At 37.2% G+C, this 20,567-nt stretch carries 24 protein-coding genes and 1 riboswitch; of the genes, 15 read left to right on the top strand and 9 right to left on the bottom strand.

Annotated features, from left to right (window positions below):
• Positions 1 to 96: 96 nt before the first annotated feature.
• Positions 97 to 834, bottom strand: coding sequence for a response regulator transcription factor (locus tag BLW74_RS07155; protein ID WP_089691025.1), 738 nt, complete (start codon positions 832 to 834; stop codon positions 97 to 99).
• A gap of 89 nt (positions 835 to 923) precedes the next feature.
• Here BLW74_RS07155 and BLW74_RS07150 point away from each other — a divergent pair, with 89 nt between their 5' ends.
• The gene (locus tag BLW74_RS07150; RefSeq protein ID WP_089691023.1) at positions 924 to 1,571 is read left to right on the top strand and encodes a DUF1349 domain-containing protein; all 648 of its coding nucleotides are present in this window, start codon (positions 924 to 926) and stop codon (positions 1,569 to 1,571) included.
• Positions 1,572 to 1,657: 86 nt separating this feature from the next.
• Here the strand turns inward: BLW74_RS07150 and BLW74_RS07145 are convergent, their stop codons facing one another.
• Positions 1,658 to 1,867 (bottom strand): hypothetical protein, encoded by a 210-nt coding sequence (locus BLW74_RS07145; protein WP_089691021.1) that lies wholly within the window; start codon positions 1,865 to 1,867, stop codon positions 1,658 to 1,660.
• A 750-nt stretch (positions 1,868 to 2,617) separates the two neighbouring features.
• Between BLW74_RS07145 and BLW74_RS07140 the strand changes: the two genes are divergently transcribed.
• Entirely contained in the window at positions 2,618 to 3,595 is a 978-nt protein-coding gene (locus tag BLW74_RS07140; protein WP_089691019.1) for a sensor histidine kinase, read from the top strand.
• Between the two features lie 5 nt (positions 3,596 to 3,600).
• The gene (locus tag BLW74_RS07135; RefSeq protein WP_089691018.1) at positions 3,601 to 4,212 is read left to right on the top strand and encodes a response regulator; all 612 of its coding nucleotides are present in this window, start codon (positions 3,601 to 3,603) and stop codon (positions 4,210 to 4,212) included.
• A gap of 129 nt (positions 4,213 to 4,341) precedes the next feature.
• On the opposite strand, the gene BLW74_RS07130 is transcribed toward BLW74_RS07135, so the two are convergent.
• Complete coding sequence (locus BLW74_RS07130) at positions 4,342 to 5,187, bottom strand: hypothetical protein (protein WP_089691016.1); 846 nt, start codon at positions 5,185 to 5,187, stop codon at positions 4,342 to 4,344.
• 271 nt (positions 5,188 to 5,458) lie between these two features.
• Between BLW74_RS07130 and BLW74_RS07125 the strand changes: the two genes are divergently transcribed.
• The 7 genes from BLW74_RS07125 (at position 5,459) to BLW74_RS07100 (ending at position 10,180) form a co-directional block, all read left to right on the top strand.
• Positions 5,459 to 6,415 carry a helix-turn-helix domain-containing protein gene (locus tag BLW74_RS07125; RefSeq protein ID WP_089691014.1) on the top strand — a complete coding sequence of 319 codons (957 nt, stop codon included), beginning with the start codon at positions 5,459 to 5,461 and terminating at the stop codon, positions 6,413 to 6,415.
• A gap of 113 nt (positions 6,416 to 6,528) precedes the next feature.
• Positions 6,529 to 7,731, top strand: a complete 1,203-nt coding sequence (locus tag BLW74_RS07120) for an MFS transporter (protein ID WP_089691011.1) — start codon at positions 6,529 to 6,531, stop codon at positions 7,729 to 7,731.
• Between the two features lie 196 nt (positions 7,732 to 7,927).
• Positions 7,928 to 8,341: a hypothetical protein gene (locus BLW74_RS07115; RefSeq protein WP_089691009.1), complete on the top strand. Its 414-nt coding sequence runs from the start codon at positions 7,928 to 7,930 to the stop codon at positions 8,339 to 8,341.
• Positions 8,342 to 8,476: 135 nt separating this feature from the next.
• Complete coding sequence (locus BLW74_RS07110; RefSeq protein WP_089691007.1) at positions 8,477 to 9,079, top strand: Crp/Fnr family transcriptional regulator; 603 nt, start codon at positions 8,477 to 8,479, stop codon at positions 9,077 to 9,079.
• A 65-nt stretch (positions 9,080 to 9,144) separates the two neighbouring features.
• Positions 9,145 to 9,462 (top strand): hypothetical protein, encoded by a 318-nt coding sequence (locus tag BLW74_RS22660; protein ID WP_228424816.1) that lies wholly within the window; start codon positions 9,145 to 9,147, stop codon positions 9,460 to 9,462.
• Positions 9,443 to 9,766, top strand: a complete 324-nt coding sequence (locus BLW74_RS22655) for a hypothetical protein (RefSeq protein ID WP_228424814.1) — start codon at positions 9,443 to 9,445, stop codon at positions 9,764 to 9,766. The genes BLW74_RS22660 and BLW74_RS22655 overlap by 20 nt, the downstream gene beginning before the upstream one ends.
• Before the next feature lie 12 nt (positions 9,767 to 9,778).
• Entirely contained in the window at positions 9,779 to 10,180 is a 402-nt protein-coding gene (locus tag BLW74_RS07100; RefSeq protein WP_089691005.1) for a DoxX family protein, read from the top strand.
• 66 nt (positions 10,181 to 10,246) lie between these two features.
• Here the strand turns inward: BLW74_RS07100 and BLW74_RS07095 are convergent, their stop codons facing one another.
• Entirely contained in the window at positions 10,247 to 10,882 is a 636-nt protein-coding gene (locus BLW74_RS07095; RefSeq protein WP_089691003.1) for a DUF1062 domain-containing protein, read from the bottom strand.
• Between the two features lie 502 nt (positions 10,883 to 11,384).
• Here BLW74_RS07095 and BLW74_RS07090 point away from each other — a divergent pair.
• Positions 11,385 to 12,800 carry an aldehyde dehydrogenase family protein gene (locus BLW74_RS07090; RefSeq protein ID WP_089691001.1) on the top strand — a complete coding sequence of 472 codons (1,416 nt, stop codon included), beginning with the start codon at positions 11,385 to 11,387 and terminating at the stop codon, positions 12,798 to 12,800.
• A gap of 124 nt (positions 12,801 to 12,924) precedes the next feature.
• Positions 12,925 to 13,722, top strand: coding sequence for a helix-turn-helix domain-containing protein (locus BLW74_RS07085; protein ID WP_089690999.1), 798 nt, complete (start codon positions 12,925 to 12,927; stop codon positions 13,720 to 13,722).
• A gap of 126 nt (positions 13,723 to 13,848) precedes the next feature.
• Here BLW74_RS07085 and metE read toward each other — a convergent pair whose 3' ends face one another.
• Positions 13,849 to 16,152 (bottom strand): 5-methyltetrahydropteroyltriglutamate--homocysteine S-methyltransferase, encoded by a 2,304-nt coding sequence (metE, locus tag BLW74_RS07080; protein WP_089690997.1) that lies wholly within the window; start codon positions 16,150 to 16,152, stop codon positions 13,849 to 13,851.
• 172 nt (positions 16,153 to 16,324) lie between these two features.
• Positions 16,325 to 16,510: riboswitch (cobalamin riboswitch) on the bottom strand.
• Between the two features lie 195 nt (positions 16,511 to 16,705).
• On the opposite strand from metE, the gene BLW74_RS07075 reads away from it, so the two are divergent.
• Positions 16,706 to 17,167: an Lrp/AsnC family transcriptional regulator gene (locus tag BLW74_RS07075; RefSeq protein WP_089690995.1), complete on the top strand. Its 462-nt coding sequence runs from the start codon at positions 16,706 to 16,708 to the stop codon at positions 17,165 to 17,167.
• A gap of 84 nt (positions 17,168 to 17,251) precedes the next feature.
• On the opposite strand, the gene BLW74_RS07070 is transcribed toward BLW74_RS07075, so the two are convergent.
• The 3 genes from BLW74_RS07070 to BLW74_RS07060 form a co-directional block, all read right to left on the bottom strand.
• On the bottom strand, positions 17,252 to 17,794 hold the full coding sequence (locus tag BLW74_RS07070) for a hypothetical protein (protein WP_089690993.1): 543 nt from the start codon (positions 17,792 to 17,794) through the stop codon (positions 17,252 to 17,254).
• Between the two features lie 100 nt (positions 17,795 to 17,894).
• Positions 17,895 to 18,269 carry a VOC family protein gene (locus BLW74_RS07065; protein WP_228424812.1) on the bottom strand — a complete coding sequence of 125 codons (375 nt, stop codon included), beginning with the start codon at positions 18,267 to 18,269 and terminating at the stop codon, positions 17,895 to 17,897.
• Between the two features lie 4 nt (positions 18,270 to 18,273).
• On the bottom strand, positions 18,274 to 19,134 hold the full coding sequence (locus BLW74_RS07060; RefSeq protein ID WP_089690989.1) for an alpha/beta fold hydrolase: 861 nt from the start codon (positions 19,132 to 19,134) through the stop codon (positions 18,274 to 18,276).
• 286 nt (positions 19,135 to 19,420) lie between these two features.
• Here BLW74_RS07060 and BLW74_RS22380 point away from each other — a divergent pair, with 286 nt between their 5' ends.
• Entirely contained in the window at positions 19,421 to 19,564 is a 144-nt protein-coding gene (locus BLW74_RS22380; protein ID WP_002980068.1) for a bacteriocin-like protein, read from the top strand.
• A gap of 26 nt (positions 19,565 to 19,590) precedes the next feature.
• Entirely contained in the window at positions 19,591 to 19,737 is a 147-nt protein-coding gene (locus BLW74_RS22375) for a bacteriocin-like protein (protein ID WP_167358394.1), read from the top strand.
• A 375-nt stretch (positions 19,738 to 20,112) separates the two neighbouring features.
• On the opposite strand, the gene BLW74_RS07055 is transcribed toward BLW74_RS22375, so the two are convergent.
• Positions 20,113 to 20,517 (bottom strand): hypothetical protein, encoded by a 405-nt coding sequence (locus BLW74_RS07055; RefSeq protein WP_089690988.1) that lies wholly within the window; start codon positions 20,515 to 20,517, stop codon positions 20,113 to 20,115.
• Between the last annotated feature and the right edge of the window lie 50 nt (positions 20,518 to 20,567).

Below are 20,567 nucleotides of genomic sequence, written 5' to 3'. Positions count from 1 at the left end.
TGTAGGATTTCTTGCTAATCTGTCTTCAGGATATAAATTTACTCATTCAAAGACAAAATAACAAGGTGAACTTTTCGGATATTTTATGCTGACCGGCTAATAAAAGCTGTCTTTGAAAGCCTGTGTAGAGTTTTTAACCTTTAATTTTTCCAGAATATTCTGACGGTGCCTGCTCACCGTATTGATGCTTATGGAAAGAAGGTCTGCTATTTCTTTACTTGCATAGCCCTCCCCTACAAATTTCAAAACTTCAAGTTCTCTCGGGCTGAGAATATTTTTGTAATCAAGTTTATCTTTTACTACAATTTCTCCTTTTATGGTATTGACAATCATAAAATCTGGTGTAACAGATGAAGAAACAGCAATATTATAAAGACAAAGAGCAAACCTCAGCCTGCCGTTATAAGGGGAATATATGTAAAACATGCGGTGTTTCACCCAACGGTATTCATCATTTTTATCTTTCATCCTTATTTTTGAAACAACACTGTAGGCAGTACGTTGTTCCCCTTCCATAGCTTCCAGCAATTTAAAAAACCGAAGCTCATGGATATATTTCTTAAGGCGGTCATCAGGGTGAATCTTTTTCAGCATTTCTTCTTCCCAGATGGTGTCTAATTCGGTAGGATTTTCACCTTTACTGAGTCCCAGCTCTCCTGCAGCTTCCGATTTGTAGATATAGCTTTTGTTGGCCTGCATATCACTTAATACAGCAATTGCGCCTTCCATCTGGGAATACGTAAGCGCTCTCTGTTTATAGATTTCTATGTCTAACAGGCATTTTTTGGACGCTTTATCCAGTAATTTATCGCTAAGCTGTTCGCGGACTTCCATAATGGTTATTTATCAGTATTGATGCGATTGGGGTTTAGTTTTACTTTTGCTAAAATAATAATTTACCTGTAGAACTTATTCAAAATAGAATGAAGAAATTGTTTTTAGGCCTTTGTAGCGTATTCCTGGTTCAAAAATTTTCTGCCCAGACCCTTGAGAAAATGACATGGTTTAATGAGCCCGAAAAATGGGAAATCAAAAATAACAGTCTGAGTATGTTTGTGACCCCTCAGAGTGACTACTGGAGAGTATCCCATTACGGATTTACTGTGGATGATGCGCCTTTTTATTATACTACTTATGGTGGTGAATTTGAGGCTAAAGTGAAAATCACAGGAAATTACAAGGCAAGATTTGACCAGATGGGGCTTATGCTCAGAACAGACAAAGAGCATTATATTAAAGCCGGAGTGGAATTTGTAGACGGAAAATATAACCTCAGTACCGTGGTTACCCACAACAAAAGTGACTGGAGTGTTATCACGTTAGACAAAACACCTCCTGCAGTATGGATAAAAGCAGTGAGAAGACTGGACGCCGTGGAAATATTTTATTCGTTTGATGACAGGAATTATATCATGATGAGAAACGCACCTCTTCAGGACAACACTCCCGTAATGGTTGGCTTAATGGCTGCCTGCCCGGACGGACAGGGCTTCAATGCTGTTTTTGAAAATTTCAAGGTGAAACACCTTCCGGATGAACGAAGACTCAAGTGGCTTGAAAATAATAAATAATGATTGAATTACACTTCAATATACAGTCAATTTTATTCGCCTCCCAGCATTTCCGGGAGGTTTTTTGTTATAGAAACCGGAAGATCTCAAAAGCTTTTAAAAGTTTTATGTAAGGTAATATTGGCCGCGTGATTATCAACAAAGAGAACGGACAGAATAACTTTTTTACCGAGCCAGGTTTCCCCTACCTGATAAGTCCAGACGTTGTCTTTAAAAAAATTGAAACCATCCCCCATTTCAGCTTTCACTTCATGGCGTGTTTTTCCAATAAGATAGTTAAAATTATCTTTATTCATTGTATTGTGTTTTGATAGCTCCAATCAAAATGAATGCCAACCTACAAAACATTTAAAAATCAACACCTTAAACTTTAATTTATGTAAAATCCGGAATATTTTTTTCTGACGGTATAAAAATGATAAAACATCAAAAGATCCCTTAAAGAGACCCTTTGCCTGGAAATAAAACTGTTTGTGTTTTTAGAATCATTATGAGACTATAAACGTCTTTTATTGTTCTGAAAATATTTCTGCAAAAATATGAATATCCATAAGCCCTGACAAAGATCACATGTAGAATTAACCTCAGTTTTTTGTCAAACTTTTACTACAAAAATGAATAAGTAAAAAGTAAATCGAGAAATTGCAACCGATAAAAAACTTGCATATTTTAAGGTTTTTATCATTTATAAAAATTTTAAAAAAAAGAAAAATTCGGTACAGTATTAAGATTGAAACAATATATTTTTAAAATAAATTTATCACCTATTAATGAAATAGTGAAAGATTTCAAAATAAATCTTCTGCTTCCTGGTCTGCAAACCATTGTAAAACTTACAGAAAACAGATTATGGAATGTTTATTTATCGCCATAATTTCACTATTTTTACACGATCAAAAAATATAAAACACAATAGACCAGAAAACTTCAATGATAAAAATTTATTTTCAATCGTTCCCGATCATTAAAAAAACTTCGACTTGTACAAATACTAATATTAACCGCCTATTGCATTAGCAGAAGGTATAGATCAGTTTTGCACATATATGAGAGTTTGGGCATTTATTTTTGCTTGCATATACTTCAACGTTTCCGGCCAGCGGCACATTCCCAGGTGGCGCAACGCTATAGACAGTAGTGTTTCACCTATTGAGCATCCTTTTTATCAGACTATACTGTTCAGAGTGTCTGCGGTTATCATTATTCTGCTTCTTATCATCGTTATTTTTCAGCTGGCGACCAATTTTTTAAGAATCAGGAATAAAACATTAAAGCAAATTGTCCATAATAAAAATTCCGAGCTAAAGGAAACCTATATTCATCTGGAACTGATAAAAAGTAATCTTCGAAAAGAAACGGAATATCAGAAAAAACTGGTAGAAACCATAAGCCATGATATTACCACTCCCATCAGATTTATTGCAATGCTTTCTCAAAAAATCCATGAGTCTGATGATGTAGAGCTTCAGAAGAAATATTTTGACAGTATTTATAAATCGTCGGAACAGCTTTATCAGTTTACGCTCAACCTAAAAGAATACACGGAACTTTATAAGGCGGAGAATATATTTGAAGAAAAAGAATATCCTATTAACAGAATACTGGAAATCAAGCACAGGTTATTCTGTGAAATTGCAAAGGAAAAAGGAACAGTGATCACCAATATGACTGGATATAAGGTATCTTCTAAAGTTAATGAAAGTATCTTAACTGCTATCATCCACAATATCCTTGATAATGCCGTGAAAAATACATTCCAGGGAAATATCACGCTAAACATTACAGAAAACCCGCAAAAATCTACCATCACCATTACTGACACAGGAACAGGAATGTCCGGAGACCAGATTGCCACTTATATGAAGCTGTACAGAAATCCAAAGCTTGAAACTCCCAGCTTTAAGGGAAAAGGGCTCGGCCTGCATATGGTTATCCATCTGGTAAAAAAGATCAATGCCGAAATAGATTTCAGGCAAAATGTCCCTCAGGGTACTGTGGTAGAAATAACTCTCAATAAAAACTAATTTGTATGAATGAAAGAATTTTAATTGCTGATGATCACTATGTAGTAAGGGCAGGAACCTCTCTGGTTCTTGAAACCGCTTATCCTGAGCTGAAAATAGATTTTGCTGAAAATTATGATCAGGTAAAGAAAAAGATTGGTTTTTCTCGCTATGATCTTCTCATATTAGATATTGACATGCCCGGAACCCAATATAAAAAGATGATTCCTGAACTGAAAGATATACAGAGTGACCTTAAAATTCTTGTATTTTCCGGTTACGACAAAGATGTTGCCATCCAGTACATCAGAGAAGGCGCAGAAGGTTATCTGAACAAGCAAAGCAGTGAGGAAGAAATTAAAAACGCCGTAAAAACTGTTATTGAAAAAGGATACTTCTATCCTGCAGAACTTATCGGTCTTATTATTCAGAACAAAAGAGACAACCCTGTAGAAAAGCTATCTTCCCGTGAGTACGAAATTTTCAAGCTTCTCGCTGATGGAAACGGGAACCTGGAAATTGCCAACAGGCTGAATATCCAAATGTCTACAGTAAGCACCTATAAAAAAAGGATTTTCCAGAAACTCAATGTGGGAAATATTGCCGAGCTGATTAAAGTGTACGAAATGATGCATTAAAAAAGGGGCCGGAATCATACGCTTCCCGCCCCCAAAAAAACACGAATCTCATAAGGTTTTAAACAGCAAACCTGTTGAGCCGGTAAATTTTTATAATTCATCTTATTTTCAGAATCGTCAGATGTCTTGTTAATACAGCCTTTGTACAGAAAGGAATAATTCTCTTGTATTGTCTGATGTATTGGAATCTGTAGTGGTAGCATCACTGCTTCCTGTTGTGGATTTGTTATCTACACGGAATGCGTAGTACACTCTGTACCATCTTGGCTCAGGTTCCTGGATGGTAATATCAAATGTTACGGTCTCATTATGGGTCTGGGTAAGATAAACACCATCATCAAACTGTCTGTAGGCTCCCGGTGATAATTTAATATTTCCGTTATCAGAATCACCGGTATGGGTAGACATTTCCGAAACCCATATTTTCACATCTGAAGTTCCTGCATTATAAAGCCTCGGATTAAAAGTAGTAGACGATCCTGTACCCGCTGAACTGCTGTTGAACTGCGCATCAAGTCTCAGGAAGCCTCCTAATACAGGAAGATCGGTCAGATAGGTACTGGCCAGTATATTAGCTCCGGAAGTACCTGCAGGAATGCTTCCATGATAATAGACCAGGTCCCCGATCGTAATATCATCATCTGCACCGCCAAATGCAAACTTCCACGTAGTTCCGTTGAACATGTAGTAGCCAGCCTTATCTACCTTTGCCGTTTTTACAGAAGGCGCAGTTACAGCCTGCGTTACATACACCAGCGCTCCGGTTTGTGCGGCTGAGTAGACATCATCTTTTGCTTTGAGCTGATCTCCTGTCACTCTGGGAGCCATAACTCCATCCGGCGCCGTAGCCACATCTGGTTTTCCTTCTACATGTAATGTTACTTTAGGTGAATCTGTATTAATACCTACCTGGGAATATGCAGCCATTGAAAAACACATCATAATGCTGGCAAGAGTCAATTTTATTTTCTTCATTTTAGTATATTTGTTTAAAATTATTTGACTTATTCAAAAATTGAATGAATCATTTGGGGTTAACTGACATTTCATCTGTCAACTTTTATTGAGCTAGCTGATGCAAAGTTATCCTCACTGACAAATCAAATTCATGAATAATCAATGAAAAACCGGAAACGGCTCATCAAAACACAAATAACTGTCAATCAGCATTTTAATCCAGTCATTTTTTACTATTTGACTGTTGTAGGTGTATATTGTAATGATTTAAAATTATCTTTTACCACAAATGACTAGTGAAAAAGACATAAAAATTGAAGAGTATAAAAGACAGCTGGTGTATTATTATAATATTCTGATGTCTGTTATTCTTGCCCTGTTTGGTTTGATATTTACTTTTATCATTCCGGATAAAATTATGGCCTGGTATCTCTTCGGAGGGCTTTTTCTGATGGTGTATACGTATATGATTGTACGCAAAACGTATTCGGTGAATGTATTAGTTCATTCTTATATTGTTATTGCAACAATTTATAACTTTTACATTATGCTTGCTTTCTGGAACAATTCTATAGCAAGCTTTGTCTGGCTTATCCCTATTCCTCTGGCTGCCTATGTGTTCTTTCAGAGAAAATATGTTTTTATCTACAGCATTTTTGTACTGATAAATATTATTGCCGGATATCTTATTTCCAAGACGTTCAGTTTTAAATTTCCTGTGCACAGACCCGAAGATGTGAGAATTACTGATACAATTCTGATGATTTCCAACGTTGCGGTAATATCTCTTCTGCTTTATTTTAAGGATAAGATAAAAAGAGTTGAAATTTACCATGAAATTGAAGAAAAAAACCGGAATACCATAGCACAATCAGTTTCTGCAGCAGAAAAAGCACCATTTGCAGATGAGCTGTTTGAGAAAATAGAGCTTGTAATGAGGGAAAAGCAGCTGTATAAAGATGTTAACTTTAACATTTCCAAGCTTTCTGCAGTAATGGATATCAACAGCAGCTATATTTCAAAATCAATCCGTGCAAAAGGATATCCCAACTTCAATAATTATCTGAATATGCACAGAATAGACTGTGTAAAAACACTTCTCAGTGAAAATGATATAGAAAAAGTAACCCTCATGTACATTTATACAGAAGCAGGCTTCTCTAACCAGTCTACCTTCAACAGGGTCTTTAAGCAAATGGAAAACATTACCCCTTCTGAGTACATCAACACCCTGCAGCTGCACTGATTTGTTTCACCAATACTTTTCATTGAAATAATAATTTTTACATTCGGAAAATAATCAGGAAATTTACAGAACTAAATTTTCTGTTCAACCTCTGCACTGTAACTGCAAAAATCATGAATTCATCTGAGAAAGCCATTCAGGGAAGTTCACGTTTCCGATTTATAAAACTTTGTATTTTCTTTTCGGGACTTTCTGTTTTTGCACAGCTCTATCTTTTCCAGCCCATGCTGCCGATGGCTGCAGAACAGTTTGGAGTATCTGTAGGGGATACTTCCCTGCTGGTATCATCTTCCACCATAGGAATGGCATTGGGATTATTGTTTTTTGCATTTAAAGCTGACAGTTATTCAAGAAAAAGCCTGATGGTTTTTTCATTGATTTCTTCTGCAGTGCTTACCATTATTTCTACCTGGATCCCCAGTTTAACACTTTTAATTGCCATAGGTGTAATAAAGGGCTTCGTTGTTTCCGGAGTATCTGCAGTTGCCCTTGCCTATCTTACCGAGGAAGTGGATGCTTTGGCAGTACCGGCAGCCATCAGTATGTATCTTAGCGGAAATACAATTGGAGGGATGAGTGGAAGAATAATGGCCACACTCTTTGCAGGTGAATTCGGGTGGCGTAATGCTGTTCTTCTGATTGGAGTAGAAAGTCTCATTCTGGGCGCTATATTCTGGAAACTTTTCCCGGAATCCAGATTTTTCAATCCGCAGAAAACAGACTACCATCTTAAGGTCAAGCAAATGAAGTTTTTTCTTACCAATCCTTACATGCTTCGTTTATACTGTACTGCAGCTTTACTGATGGGCGTTTTTGTAAGTGTTTATAATTACCTGACATTCAGACTAGAGGCACAACCTTTTTCTTTAAGCCATTTTGTTATTGCTTTTATTTTCTTAATGTATATTTTCGGAGTATTCGGTACCATGATAGTAGGCCGTCTTTCAAAAAGATTTCCCATGAACAATATTCTTAAAGCATCCATTTTGTCTATGAATATTGGAGCTGCATTACTGCTGTCTGAAAACATATATATCCTTATTTTCGGACTTGGACTTTTCACACTGTCGTTTTTCGCCGCTCATACGATGGCAAGCCAGATGACTGCGTTATATGCGAAACGTGGAAAATCTTCAGCCACCTCTATTTATTGGTTGTTTTATTATTTCGGATCAAGTATTCTTGGTAGCGGTACCGGATATCTTCTTCATGCCTATTCCTGGAATGTTTTCATAGCGGTCCTTATCAGTACGGTTGTCATAGCCCTTCTTCTTACATCTTTTAATGCCATTCCCAAAGCAAGAATAAAAAATTAGTACCACACACATACCACATATTTTTTTCAATATTGTATGAAAAACCGCCTCTACATGTGCTATTTTAACATATTATTAATTTTTTACAGTAAAAATTTAACCCATTATTGAATAAAACAGGACGTCACAATACAATGCCGGGCATACTATTTGATATTTATAAAGAACCATATCATCAACTAAAACTCAAAATATTATGAACGTAGCAGATCTAAAAATCAAAAACTTAGTCGAGTACAAAAACCAGATTTACACCATTACCGAGATCTTTCACAATGTCGAGCAGGATTATTTTGTCAAAATTGAAAATGATATTCAAAGTATTTCCGTTCCGGCAGAATCCATTAAACCAATTAAAATAACGGAAGAATGGCTTGAGAAACTGGGGTTTTCAAGAACATACAGCTCGGAGCAGAGCATCCGGTACGAAAGACCGGAATCTTTTATAAAATACGACATAGACCTCAGCTCCAGAAAGATTTTGGAAGGTCTGAAAATATACGGGAACGCCATAAAATGCAGGTATATCCATGAGTTTCAGAACATTTTCTCAAGCTTGTTCGGAAAAGAAACTGCATTGCATTATGGGTATTTGAAAACAGAATCGTAGTTAAATAGTTCTTAGTTGAAGAAGACCACAATTTACTCTGTAAATTGTGGTCTTCTTGCTTATAAACATCTCCTGAAGCTGAGCGATCCAATATTTACGTAAATTTGTTTCTCCAAGCTATACGCACCAATTTTTATGACGGATACAGATACAATACTTTCACAACTTATAGAACACTTTAGAGAAATCGTTTCATTAGAAGATCAGGACATTCCCTGTATCACCTCAAAATTAGAAATCATTTCCCTAAAAAAGAAAGAGTACCTGCTTCGTGAAGGACAGGTTTCCAGGCACATGCGCTTCATTGCAAAAGGCAGCCTGTATGCTTATCATATTGATGAAAAAGGGAAGGAAAATACCACTCAGCTGGGTATTGAAAACTGGTGGGTGAATGATCTTTACAGCTACCTGTGCGGGCTTCCATCACGAATGTTCATACAGGCTAATGAAGATACCACGATCATACAGATCAGTAAAAGCAATCTGGATTTATTATACACAGAAGTTCCCGCTATCTCTGAATTCTGGCGCCTGAAAATGCAGTCTGCCTATGTTACTTTACAGGAAAGAACCTTTGAACATTCACGCGTGGATGCCTACACCAAATACCGTACATTTGTCACTGCTTACCGTACTATAGAACAGCGTTTTCCTCAGTATATGATTGCTTCCTACCTCGGCATCACGGTAGAATATTTAAGCTATCTGAGAAAAAAACACCTGTCTGATGTTTCTTAAGATTTCTTAAGTTTATTCCCCTCCAGCCCGGATAATTTTGCTCACAGAAATTTAATGAGTGAAATATGAAGGCAAAAATTATCGCCATAACAGCCCTAGCATCCGCTTCTATGGATGTGAGTGCACAGAAACTTTCCTACAGACCCGATCTCGTGTTAGGACACCGCTCCTACACTTACATCCACAATATCAATTATCAGCTAAATGACAGGCTGAAACTGAATAATCTCACACTATTTGACACAGAATATACCCAGGACAAAGAAAATATATTCTTTATCAGAAATACCCTTGCCTACAGCTTTTCCGAAAGATTAAGCGCTAATGCCGCATTGGGAATGAAGAACCCTGGGGCATTTTTCAGTGCCTATCTTTCAGTATAAGATCGTTCAATCATCCTATTCTCTCTCCTACTCCGTAGGAACTACGTACCAGAAGGGATTTTCTCTGGAACAGTCAATATCTTTTGAATATACACCGTATCTGACAGAAAATTGTAAAGGATATTTCAGTGTGCTTGCTATTGGAAACCTTGATGACAGCGGATATCCCAGAGGACTGCAATTCATAAGACTGGGCGTAAAACAGAATAAAATAATGTACGGACTGGCTTCCAATTTCGATCAGTTTAATAATGGAAAAAAGACCCTGGAAAATATCGGGGCATTTGTAAAATATAACTTTTAATAATGATAAGAAATGAAAAAGAACATTGATTTAGGACTATTTATCACCAGGATCGCAATCGGATTTCCGATGTCGGTGTACGGAATCGGTAAATTAATCCACGGAGTTGGGTTTATTGAAGATATGATGACGATGCACGGTTTGCCGTCATTCTTCGCTTATGGAGTGTTTGCAGGAGAAATTGCAGCACCTGTAATGCTGATGACAGGATTCCGGGCACGTCTTGCAGGATTAATTTTTGCAGCCAATTGCTTCACAGCCATTATTCTGGCACAAACTGCTAATATTTTCAAGCTTAATGAGTTTGGAGGCTGGGCTTTAGAGCTGCTTGTGATCTACATGCTTGTAAGCATAAGCTTTTTCTTTACCGGAGCCGGAAAATATGCAATTTCTGTTCACAGCAAATGGGACTGAGCATATTTCAATAAACAAAAACCTCCCGATCACCGATCAGGAGGTTTTTTGTGATTATTAATCATCTTAAGCATTATGCGATAAATCTTCCTTTCCTATAAGATAAGTATTGATCAGAGCCTGCCTGCTGATTTTAATAACATCATCATTTTTAAACTTATATTTCTTCTGAAAAGGCCTTTCGTTATAATAAACGGCATCAGATTCAAGCAATAAATTCAATGTAGAGGAAGAAAGTCCTAAACATGTTCGGATCAGTGCTGAAACGCTCATATTAAAGTCAAAGGAACAGTGTATTTGAAATAAAACCATTTCTTCATTCATATTAATAAGATCTTCCACCGGAAGTTTGGGAGACAGAATTTCATATGCAACATTTTCCCAATCTGCTTCTACATTGTTTTTTCTCATTATCTCCTTTGAAAAGGCATACTTCCAGGCAATTTCTGCATTGTTTTCCGAAAATTTACTGAATAGCTCTTTACTGATGGATTCTGTTCTGATTCTTGAAAAAACAGTCATATTATAGGTGTTGCTGCATTTTACACATCGGTAAATTAGCCATATATCAATATTCTTTTTCTGGGCATTCAGCCTGAATTTATCACTGCATTGAAATCTGTCGGTGTTACAATGGCTGCATTTCTTTTTAAGTAAGGGAGTATTTTTCGCTTTTACCTCCCAGATATGTTGGATACTCATCGCTTATGATCGTGCTTATTATAATTCTTTGTTGGATTTTTTCCATAGTATTCACGTATTAAAAGGAGATGATTAACATCCGTTGATAGCTTTAAGCGTTTTTTAAGCTATAATTTGCTGCAAAGTTCAGTTTGTAATCAATAGCAGTTATCAAAGCCAAAACAGAAGACAGAACCCCATTTTTAGGGTAATACGATAAATAATATGGTGAAATGAAAACCTGTTCGGGCAGAGTTACCCAAACGAAAGAACGATCAGCCTGTGGTTCGGAGACTGATACTAAGCGAAAATAAGTTTAAGAGTTGTTCTCAAAACGAGTTATTTACTTGGTTATGATAAAAGTAGTCAATTTTATTGAATGGCAAAATCTTTTCACGTCTAAAATTAAAAAAGTACAACTGCACAATCCGTAAAATGAACCATACAACAAAGAAAAATTGAGCTATACAACAAACCTGCCTTTTCACTTTCTGCCGAACTTTGTGGTATTAAAATCATCAAAATGAGACAGATTACTAAAATTTACGTCAACGGAGAATTCGTAACTCCAAAAGGAACAGAAACGTTTGATCTTATCAATCCAACTACCAATGAGAAAACCGGAGAAGTAGTGCTGGGAAATGAAGAAGATACCCAAATGGCCATTGCAGCGGCAAAGAAAGCTTTTACCACATTCTCGAAAACAACAAAAGCAGAAAGAATCAGCCTTCTTAAAAAACTGCACGAAGCCGTAAGCAAAAGGGAAAATGAACTGGTTTCTGCCATGGTTAATGAATATGGAGGCACATTGCAATTCTGCAGAATGAGCGTACAAAATGCTATTTCTGCCTTTACAGCTATCATAAACACTTTAGAATCTTATGATTTTGAAAGAACTGTAGGCCATTCTAAAGTACGTTTTGAGTCTTTAGGGGTAGTAGGAATTATCACTCCATGGAATGCCAGCAACAGCTTCATTTGTAATAAACTGGCTACCGCTATTGCTGCAGGCTGTACAGCTGTTATCAAACCAAGCGAGATGAGTGCCGTACAAACCCAGCTGCTCACGGAATGCTTTCATGAAGCAGACTTACCGCAAGGGGTTTTCAATATTGTTAATGGATTGGGAAATGTAGTTGGTGCAGAAATTACCCGGCATCCGGATATTGCTAAAATCTCCTTCACAGGATCTACCCAGACTGGAAAAGCAATTGCAAAAGGCGCTGTAGATACGATGAAGAGAGTAACTCTGGAACTTGGAGGAAAGTCTCCCAATATCATTCTGGAGGATGCCGATTTTAATCAGGCAATCCCGATGGCTGTTTTCGGGGCGTATATGAATAATGGACAGGCCTGTATTGCCCCTACCCGTCTGCTTGTTCCCCAGAACAGACTGGATGAAGTGAATGAGCTGGCTAAAAAAGCTGCAGAGCAGGTAAAAGTAGGAAATCCTAACGATGAAGATACTCTTGTGGGCCCGATGGTAAGTGCGAAACAGTTTGAAAGAGTGCAGAGCTACATCCGTCTGGGACTGGAAGAAGGAGCTGTTCTCCTTGCCGGTGGTGAAGGAAAGCCTGAAGGTCTTGAAAAGGGTAATTTCGTAAAGGCAACTCTTTTTACCAATGTTCGTAATGATATGCGTATTGCGCAGGAGGAAATTTTCGGGCCGGTACTTTCTATTATCCCTTACACCAGCGAAGAGGAAGCCATTTCTATCGCCAATGACACAACTTATGGTCTTGCCGCTTATATCAGCTCTGCGGATAAAGAACACGCAGAACGTGTAGCAGCACAGATTGATGCCGGAAGAATCTGCATTAACGGATTTGCGCATGATCCTTACGCTCCTTTCGGAGGTTTTAAGCAAAGTGGTATCGGACGTGAATTTGGAGTATTCGGTCTGGAAGCGTACCTGGAGCCTAAAGCCATCCTTATATAATGCTGTATTCCTCAAAGCCTGTACATCTAGGCCTTTGGGGAATTTAATTTCTACCTGAAGATCCCATCATAAAAAAGTTTTGTAAGTTTGAATAAGAATCTCTCAAGAAATACCTCTCTGTGATATGAATGAAAATAAAATTCCGTTGCCTATTAATTATTCCTGTCATTTTTCAGAATTCCGGGAAGGAGAACAGTTTGCGCAAATTCACAGTCTCGGATTGGTTCTTTCCGGAGAAATGGAACTGAATGACGGTATTACGAAAACGGTATTCAAGGCAGGCGAACTTTATTCAGCCAGGAAAAACAGCTTATTGAAATTCGCAAAATATCCTCCAAAAGATGGAGAAGTAAGAACCGTATCCATCTATTTTGACGACGCAATGCTTCATGATTTCAGCCGTGAATATGGATATCAGGCAGAAAGGAAAGATCATGTTCCGGCCTACATAAAACCAGAGCAAAAGGCTTTACATTCTTTTATGTACTCATTACTGCCATATGAAGATCTTTCTGCTTCGGAAGAAATTCTCAGGCTTAAGCAGAAGGAAGCTTTACTGCTGCTGCTCAATTATGATCCAGGTCTTAAGGATATCTTATTTGATTTTTCAGAGCCTTATAAAATAGATATTGAAGCTTTTATGAATAAAAATTTTCATTTCAATGTCAATGTAGAGCGTTTTGCTTATTTAACGGGAAGAAGTTTATCTGCATTCAAAAGAGACTTTCAGAAAATATTTGGTATTCCGCCAAGACAGTGGCTGCAGCTTCGAAGATTAAAGGAGGCTCATTTTCTGCTTTCCCAGAAAGGACGATCTGTAACTGATATTTATCTGGATCTGGGATTTGAAAATTTATCCCATTTCTCCTTTGCCTTTAAAAAGCAGTTTGGCTATGCTCCAAGCACATTACAGGCAAAATAGTTCAAATGAACACCGTCAGTAGAAAAACGCTTTTCTCATCCATTTTCAAAGAATGACCATAATAAATCGTGCCATGAATATCATGGCACGATCCTGTTGATTGTATCTGATTATTTCTAAGATTTTCTAAAGTGCATATTCTACAGAAGCTTCTTTAGCAGCAGCAACCATTGCGATTAAAGCTTTTTCAGTTTCATCCCAGTGTCTTGTTTTCAGTCCGCAGTCCGGATTTACCCAAAGCTGACCGGCAGGAATTACATGCTGCGCTTTTCTCAACAGTTCGATCATTTCTTCTTTTGACGGAACTCTTGGTGAGTGAATATCATAGACTCCGGGACCAATTTCATTCGGATATCTGAAATCTGCAAAAGCATTCAGCAATTCCATCTGAGAGCGGGAACATTCTATGGTAATTACGTCTGCATCCATATCAGCAATATTTTCAATAATATCATTGAATTCTGAATAACACATATGCGTATGGATCTGGGTAGCGTCTTCTACTCCACTTGCTGAAATTCTGAAGGCTTCTACGGCCCATTTCAGATAATTCTGCCAGTCTGTTTTTCTTAACGGAAGTCCTTCTCTTATAGCCGGTTCGTCAATCTGAATAATTCTGATACCTGCCTTTTCCAGGTCCACTACTTCATCACGGATCGCCAGTGCAATCTGCTTACATGTTTCTGAACGAGGCTGATCATCACGCACAAAAGACCACTGTAAAATCGTAACAGGACCCGTCAGCATTCCTTTTACCCATTTTTCAGTCTGGGATTGGGCGTATTGAGACCAATATACCGTCATGGGAGCAGGTCGGGAAACATCACCAAAAATTACAGGAGGCTTCACACAGCGGCTTCCGTAGCTTTGTACCCAGCCATTTTTGGTAAATGTGAATCCTTCCAGCTGCTCTCCGAAATACTCTACCATATCATTACGCTCAAATTCTCCGTGAACCAGCACATCAATTCCGATATCTTCCTGCCAGCGGATGGTTCTTTTCGTTTCTTCTTTCAGCAAAGTATCATATTGTTCTGCCGTTAGAGCACCTTTTTTGAACTGAGCCCTCCAGCTTCTTACTTCTTCAGTTTGCGGAAATGATCCGATGGTTGTGGTTGGAAATAAAGGAAGCTGAAGTACCTTTTGCTGTTTTTCCTTACGGATTTTGAAGGTATTGATTCTTTGAGCGTCTTTTTCTGTAACCGCATTTACTCTTTGCTTCACCTCGTCATTATGAATAAGAGAAGAAGTTCTTCTGCTTTCAATCGCTTTTTTATTCTCCTCAAACACTTCAAGAATCTGTTCATTTTCTGTTCCTGATGCAAGTTCTTTAAGCGCTACCACTTCTGCCACTTTCTGCTTGGCAAAGGCCAGCCAGTTTTTAATTTCGGGATTAAGTGTGGTTTCAAAATCAAGATCACACGGAGAATGCAGCAACGAGCATGACGGTGCAATCAAAATTCTTTCAGAACCTAATTTTTCTGCAGCTTTTCTGATGAAGGACAATGATTTTTCAAAATCATTTTTCCAGATATTTCTCCCGTCAATTATGCCTAATGAAAGACTTAAGCCTTCAGGAATACCATGTAAAACATCATCCAGCTGTTCAGGATTTCTTACCAGGTCAATATGTAATGTATTCACCGGAAGGGAAACGGCGAGCGGTGTATTATCTTTTAATCCGTCAAAATAAGTGGCAACAATAAACTTCAGCTTGGGGAAACGCTTTCTGATTTCAGCATATACAGAAACATAAGTCTTTTTTGCATTCTCTGTTAAATCCATTGCCAGAAAAGGTTCATCAAACTGAATCCATTCCGCTCCCTGATCCTGCAGTTTGGTTAAAATCTCTGTATAGACAGGGAGAAGATTTCCGGCAAGATCCAGTTTATCAAATCCATCTTCTTTTTCTTTTCCTAATAACAGATAGGATACAAGCCCGATGATAACTGGCTTTGGATTGATTCCAGCCTGTTTGGCTCCTGCAAATTCATTGAAGATTTTATCTGAACTTACTTTAAATTGCTGGTTTCTGTAAAATTCCGGAACAATGTAGTGGTAGTTGGTATCAAACCATTTGGTCATTTCCATTGCGGTGATGTCCAATCCATCTTTCTGATATCCTCTTGCCATAGCAAAATAGAGATCCAGCTCAGAACTGTTCTTTTTAAGGGCAACTTCATGATAACGCGCCGGAATTGCTCCTACCACAAGGCTCATATCCAATACCTGATCATAATAAGAAAAATCGTTACATGGAATAAGATCTATTCCCGCTTCTTTCTGGATACTCCAGTTTTGATTACAGATATTTCTTCCTGTATTCAAAAGTTCTTCCAGAAGGATTTTACCTGACCAATACTGCTCGCAGGCTTTTTTGAGTTCTCTTTTGCTACCAATCCGCGGATAGCCCAGAATGTGAGTTTGCATTTTTTAAACTTTTTAATTAAACTTATCAGAAAGTTCTTTATAATGCTTCGGCATGTTGAGCGGAATAAATTTCAGGAAATCAGAAATATAGCATAGAAAGCATTTCCTTTGTAAAGAAACACATCAATCTGATATATTATCTGTATGACCCAAAGCTTCAGACCGCGAAAGCATTGTCAATTCAGTAAAGGCAGGTCTCCTGACTTGTAACAGCTTCCGTCATCCTTCCCGCTTTTGGCAGTGGATATGCTAGGACAGAAACCTTTGGTGTGTTACTTACAGTTGCGCGACAGCTCGTGATTTTCACACGATTCCCTATTAATCTACCTTAAGTAAAACCTTTCCTGTTTGATGAAGAATCTATAAAGAACGGTACCTTTACCTTTAACAACCGTTACCGGTAAAAGCTTTTAATTTTGTGTAAAATTAGCAATACAGAATAAAAACACAATAAAAACCTCATAATTAAGCAAATTAAACTATTATATATTCCGATAAAAGAATAAAATACTTTACATTTGTTTGTTTTAATTCTTTAAAAGAATAATATTCTGTGGAACAACTCGATGATAAGGATGTACAGCTGCTCAGGCTGCTCCAGAAAAATGCAAAACTGACCGTTAAAGAGCTGGCAAAAGAAGTTAATCTCTCCACATCCCCTGTTTTTGAAAGAGTGAAAAGACTGGAACAGGATGGTTTTGTTAAAAGATATGCTGCAGTTCTTGATGCTGAAAAACTTAACCGTGGATTTACGGTTTTCTGTCAGATCAAACTGAAAATTCATGACAGATCTGTGGGCTATGATTTTGTGAAAGAGATTTTAGAAATTGAAGAAGTTGCAGAGTGCTACAATATTTCCGGAGATTTTGATTTCCTTCTGAAAGTTCAGGTACGGGATATGAAGCATTATCAGGATTTTGTATTCAATAAACTGGGATCTGTGGATTCTATCGGAAGCACTCACAGTACTTTTGTGATGGCTGAGGTGAAAAACAACCATGGATTAACGATATAAATCTGTAAAAAGTCCCATTTTTCCTGCAACAGAAAATCCGTCAGAAAATGACGGATTCACTACTATATTAAGGTTTGCCGATGATTAATTGGCTGCCGGATCAATAAGTTCCGGAGTTAAGCTTAATGATTTTAACAGGTTTTTACTATCGAAAAGCAACGTTGCATAATGCTTTCCTTTCTTAAACACCAGTTTTGAGCCTCCAGGAAATTCACTGTCAGCACCCAGTTTCTGTGCTTTCGCATGGTATTTACTGAATCTGTTTTTGCTATCCTGTAATGAGGTTTTATTTAGGATAAGACCAAAAGGCAGTCCTTCTATCACTAGAAGTTTGTTGTCTGACGCTGTAAAGAACATTTCATTAACAGTATTGTTCTTTCCCAGACTGCAGTACAGCTCAAGCCCCGTTTTCATTGGCCACTTTGCATATTTCTCTTCATTGGCATCTTCATAAAAAACAGTTTTTACATTCAGTGCTTTTGAAATTTTATCGGCAGTCTGCGGAAACACAAATTCTGAGTTTTTATCCAGTACAGCATTTAATGCGGCTGTTTTCTGTGAAAATGCGGCAGCGCTCAGGACCAGGAAAAAAATGGTTACAAGGCAAGTAAATGATTTCGTCTTCATGGCTATTTTTTAAATTGTATGATTGATGGCTAAAGGTATTAAAAATACACAATCTTCCCAATATAATTTAGCTCTGCAGCCAGGCTTGCTAATTTTTTGTCTATTTATGATTTTCCTGCAAATTGAACACTGTACCCGCAGGATCAGTAATCCAATTCATATTATCCGGAAGTTCTTCAAGTTCGTCACAGGTTTCCACACCATTTGAAAGCAAATATTGTGCAGCGGTTTCCACGTCAGGAACTGTTAGCTGTAACCATGTTTCAGAATGGGTGTAATTATCCACACAGTCCAGCCATATAATGTTGTGGCCAAATTTTACTTCGTGTGTTCTGGAAACAGTAGGATTCTTTATGGGTTTTTCTTCCACATTTAATAGTAAAATATCCCTGTAGAAAGTGACCGTTTTTTCGTATTTACTTTTTGGAATTTTTATGGCAATATTAATTCCGGCTTCAAATGTTATATTCATCATCAATTTATTTCAAAAAACCGTTTAGATAATTCAGGATCATTGCTGTCTGCATCATCAGACTCACATGAGTCTGCCCCGGAGCAATTGCCAGGTGAGATTTCGGCATAGCACCCATATCTGCAAAAACATCGCCGCCCAATAATTTATAGGTTTTGGCCAGCTCTATTTTATCCAGCCCGTCATTATCACCGGCAATGATTAAAACAGGTGCTGAGATTTTAGAAATACGGTCATCACCAAGATCAAAAGGCTGCGCGGCAGAGGCCATCATCTGTTCCAGAAACTTTGTCCATTTTGTTTTATCCGGTGCTACGGCATTATAGGCCGTATGTAGAGGACTGTTTGTAAAAAGATCCGGTTTCATTCCTTCAAATGCTTTATTCACTTCAGGAAGCCAGCCATTTGTTTTATAGGTTGAAGAAATAATCACCAGCTGATCGAGTCTTTCAGGACTCTGTATAGCCAGCTGATAAGCGACTTCACCACCAAAACTGTACCCTGCCACATCGGCTTTGTCAATTTTCAGGTAGTCCATTACTTTTGTAACATCACTTGCTAAAACAGCATGTGACAGCTTTCTTTCTGAAAATGGAGAATGCCCGTGTCCCTGTAATTCAAGAGCAATTACTTTTCTATTTTTAGACAGTTCGGGAATTAATTCGCCCCAATTCATATCAATTGTCATGAAAGCACCATGCAGCAATACAATGGGCTTACCTTTACCATAGACTTCATAGTAAACTTTTATCCCGTTAACAGGTGCATAACCGCTTTCAGAAGGCTTTACTTTTTGGCCATATAACTGAGATGCAGCTAAAACGATGGCTAAAATCAGGAGTACAGATAATTTAAGTGGACTTTTCATAATAGTATCAGATTTAGTGGATTAAACTTTTACCCAAAAGTATCAAGTCAAACCGAAACCGGACTTGTCACAGGACAAGATTTTACTGAGACAGGATTAAACTATATGAATTCTTTCCATCTTATCTTTAAATGCATCTATTCATAAAATAAATTTATTTTATTCAGTGTAATAAACAAAAAATACAACATATTTAACGAGTTAAACACAAAAATTTTTATAATATTTCTATATAAGTTGATAAAATTTGACTAATTTCGAATAGAACTAAACCTAAAAAATTATTATGAAAAATTTAAAGAAAATCGAAAGACAGGAATTGAAAACAATTAAGGGCGGAATTGACTGCAGAGGCGGTCAGTTATGTTTAATCGGAGGAAAATGGCAGTGTATGCCTTATGACGGATGCGGCGGTGGAAACCAGCCATAATTTATTTTTAACTCAATAACTTGACTATGAAAAATTCTAAAAAAATTTCAAGAGACGAATTGAAGAGTATTAATGGCGGAGCGGCAACCTGCTCTGAAGCATGCTGTCCACCCCCGGGAATTAAAAGATGCCCTTGGGTGTATTGTGTAGCACCATGTGAGATCTTAAGTTAAAAAGAAAGAAAATTCTGATCAACTGTTGTCAACATAAAGCCATTGCAGATGCAATGGCTTTTAATGTACTATTGTAACTGAAAAGAGATTCACAATTTTTATTATGTAATTTGATGTGGCGTATTAGGACAGATATTTTTCAAGTTTCTGTTTCAGGTTTTTGAGTTGTGTCTAATTTAGATATTCAAGACTTCTTAAATATCTAAATCCTGCTTTATACAGAACTTCTCTTACATTATATTGGATGAAGGATATAATTAGTAAAACTTATTTATACATAAAAAGCCATTGTACTTTGCACTGCAATAGCTTTTTATTATAACAATGGGACACGAGCGAAACGCTCGCGCCAACGGTGGGGAACAATCCTTGCTACTATTCACTTTTATTCATTCTGGTTTTAAAAGTAATTAATTTTTGTGCTTGTTGTCCTTTTTCTTCAAAAGGTTTGTAACCTTCTTTTTGTAAATGTACATACACAAAAGCACTCTTTTTTAACGTGGTAGAATAATAACCTTTATTATCAGTCTTTAGTTCTATTTTATCATGGCCTAAATATTCGTCATAATTTTTATAGCCATCATTGTTTTCATATCTATCATTTATTATTATCACCTTAACATTTTTCAGAGGCTGAGAATTACTAGAATCTGAAACGTAACCTTCAACCTTTACCTCATTCACATCTTGATTGTTACAATAATAAATGAAAAAATATACACTTACTAAAGCCAGTATAACAAGTGTTACTATTAATAATTTACCTATTTTTTGCTTCATCTATTCTTTTATTTATTACTGTTTGAATATTAGTTCCAGCTTTTGTCTGG

The organism is Chryseobacterium culicis (assembly GCF_900108365.1).
In the GTDB taxonomy this organism is placed as follows: domain Bacteria; phylum Bacteroidota; class Bacteroidia; order Flavobacteriales; family Weeksellaceae; genus Chryseobacterium; species Chryseobacterium culicis.
This window is presented reverse-complemented; position numbering and strand designations above follow the sequence as displayed.

Coding starts and splice junctions, on each gene's coding strand:
- BLW74_RS07155 (WP_089691025.1), bottom strand. CDS start 834: ATGGAAGTCCGCGAACAGCTTAGCGATAAATTACTGGATAAAGCGTCC.
- BLW74_RS07150 (WP_089691023.1), top strand. CDS start 924: ATGAAGAAATTGTTTTTAGGCCTTTGTAGCGTATTCCTGGTTCAAAAA.
- BLW74_RS07145 (WP_089691021.1), bottom strand. CDS start 1,867: ATGAATAAAGATAATTTTAACTATCTTATTGGAAAAACACGCCATGAA.
- BLW74_RS07140 (WP_089691019.1), top strand. CDS start 2,618: ATGAGAGTTTGGGCATTTATTTTTGCTTGCATATACTTCAACGTTTCC.
- BLW74_RS07135 (WP_089691018.1), top strand. CDS start 3,601: ATGAATGAAAGAATTTTAATTGCTGATGATCACTATGTAGTAAGGGCA.
- BLW74_RS07130 (WP_089691016.1), bottom strand. CDS start 5,187: ATGAAGAAAATAAAATTGACTCTTGCCAGCATTATGATGTGTTTTTCA.
- BLW74_RS07125 (WP_089691014.1), top strand. CDS start 5,459: ATGACTAGTGAAAAAGACATAAAAATTGAAGAGTATAAAAGACAGCTG.
- BLW74_RS07120 (WP_089691011.1), top strand. CDS start 6,529: ATGAATTCATCTGAGAAAGCCATTCAGGGAAGTTCACGTTTCCGATTT.
- BLW74_RS07115 (WP_089691009.1), top strand. CDS start 7,928: ATGAACGTAGCAGATCTAAAAATCAAAAACTTAGTCGAGTACAAAAAC.
- BLW74_RS07110 (WP_089691007.1), top strand. CDS start 8,477: ATGACGGATACAGATACAATACTTTCACAACTTATAGAACACTTTAGA.
- BLW74_RS22660 (WP_228424816.1), top strand. CDS start 9,145: ATGAAGGCAAAAATTATCGCCATAACAGCCCTAGCATCCGCTTCTATG.
- BLW74_RS07100 (WP_089691005.1), top strand. CDS start 9,779: ATGAAAAAGAACATTGATTTAGGACTATTTATCACCAGGATCGCAATC.
- BLW74_RS07095 (WP_089691003.1), bottom strand. CDS start 10,882: ATGAGTATCCAACATATCTGGGAGGTAAAAGCGAAAAATACTCCCTTA.
- BLW74_RS07090 (WP_089691001.1), top strand. CDS start 11,385: ATGAGACAGATTACTAAAATTTACGTCAACGGAGAATTCGTAACTCCA.
- BLW74_RS07085 (WP_089690999.1), top strand. CDS start 12,925: ATGAATGAAAATAAAATTCCGTTGCCTATTAATTATTCCTGTCATTTT.
- metE (WP_089690997.1), bottom strand. CDS start 16,152: ATGCAAACTCACATTCTGGGCTATCCGCGGATTGGTAGCAAAAGAGAA.
- BLW74_RS07070 (WP_089690993.1), bottom strand. CDS start 17,794: ATGAAGACGAAATCATTTACTTGCCTTGTAACCATTTTTTTCCTGGTC.
- BLW74_RS07065 (WP_228424812.1), bottom strand. CDS start 18,269: ATGATGAATATAACATTTGAAGCCGGAATTAATATTGCCATAAAAATT.
- BLW74_RS07060 (WP_089690989.1), bottom strand. CDS start 19,134: ATGAAAAGTCCACTTAAATTATCTGTACTCCTGATTTTAGCCATCGTT.
- BLW74_RS22380 (WP_002980068.1), top strand. CDS start 19,421: ATGAAAAATTTAAAGAAAATCGAAAGACAGGAATTGAAAACAATTAAG.
- BLW74_RS22375 (WP_167358394.1), top strand. CDS start 19,591: ATGAAAAATTCTAAAAAAATTTCAAGAGACGAATTGAAGAGTATTAAT.
- BLW74_RS07055 (WP_089690988.1), bottom strand. CDS start 20,517: ATGAAGCAAAAAATAGGTAAATTATTAATAGTAACACTTGTTATACTG.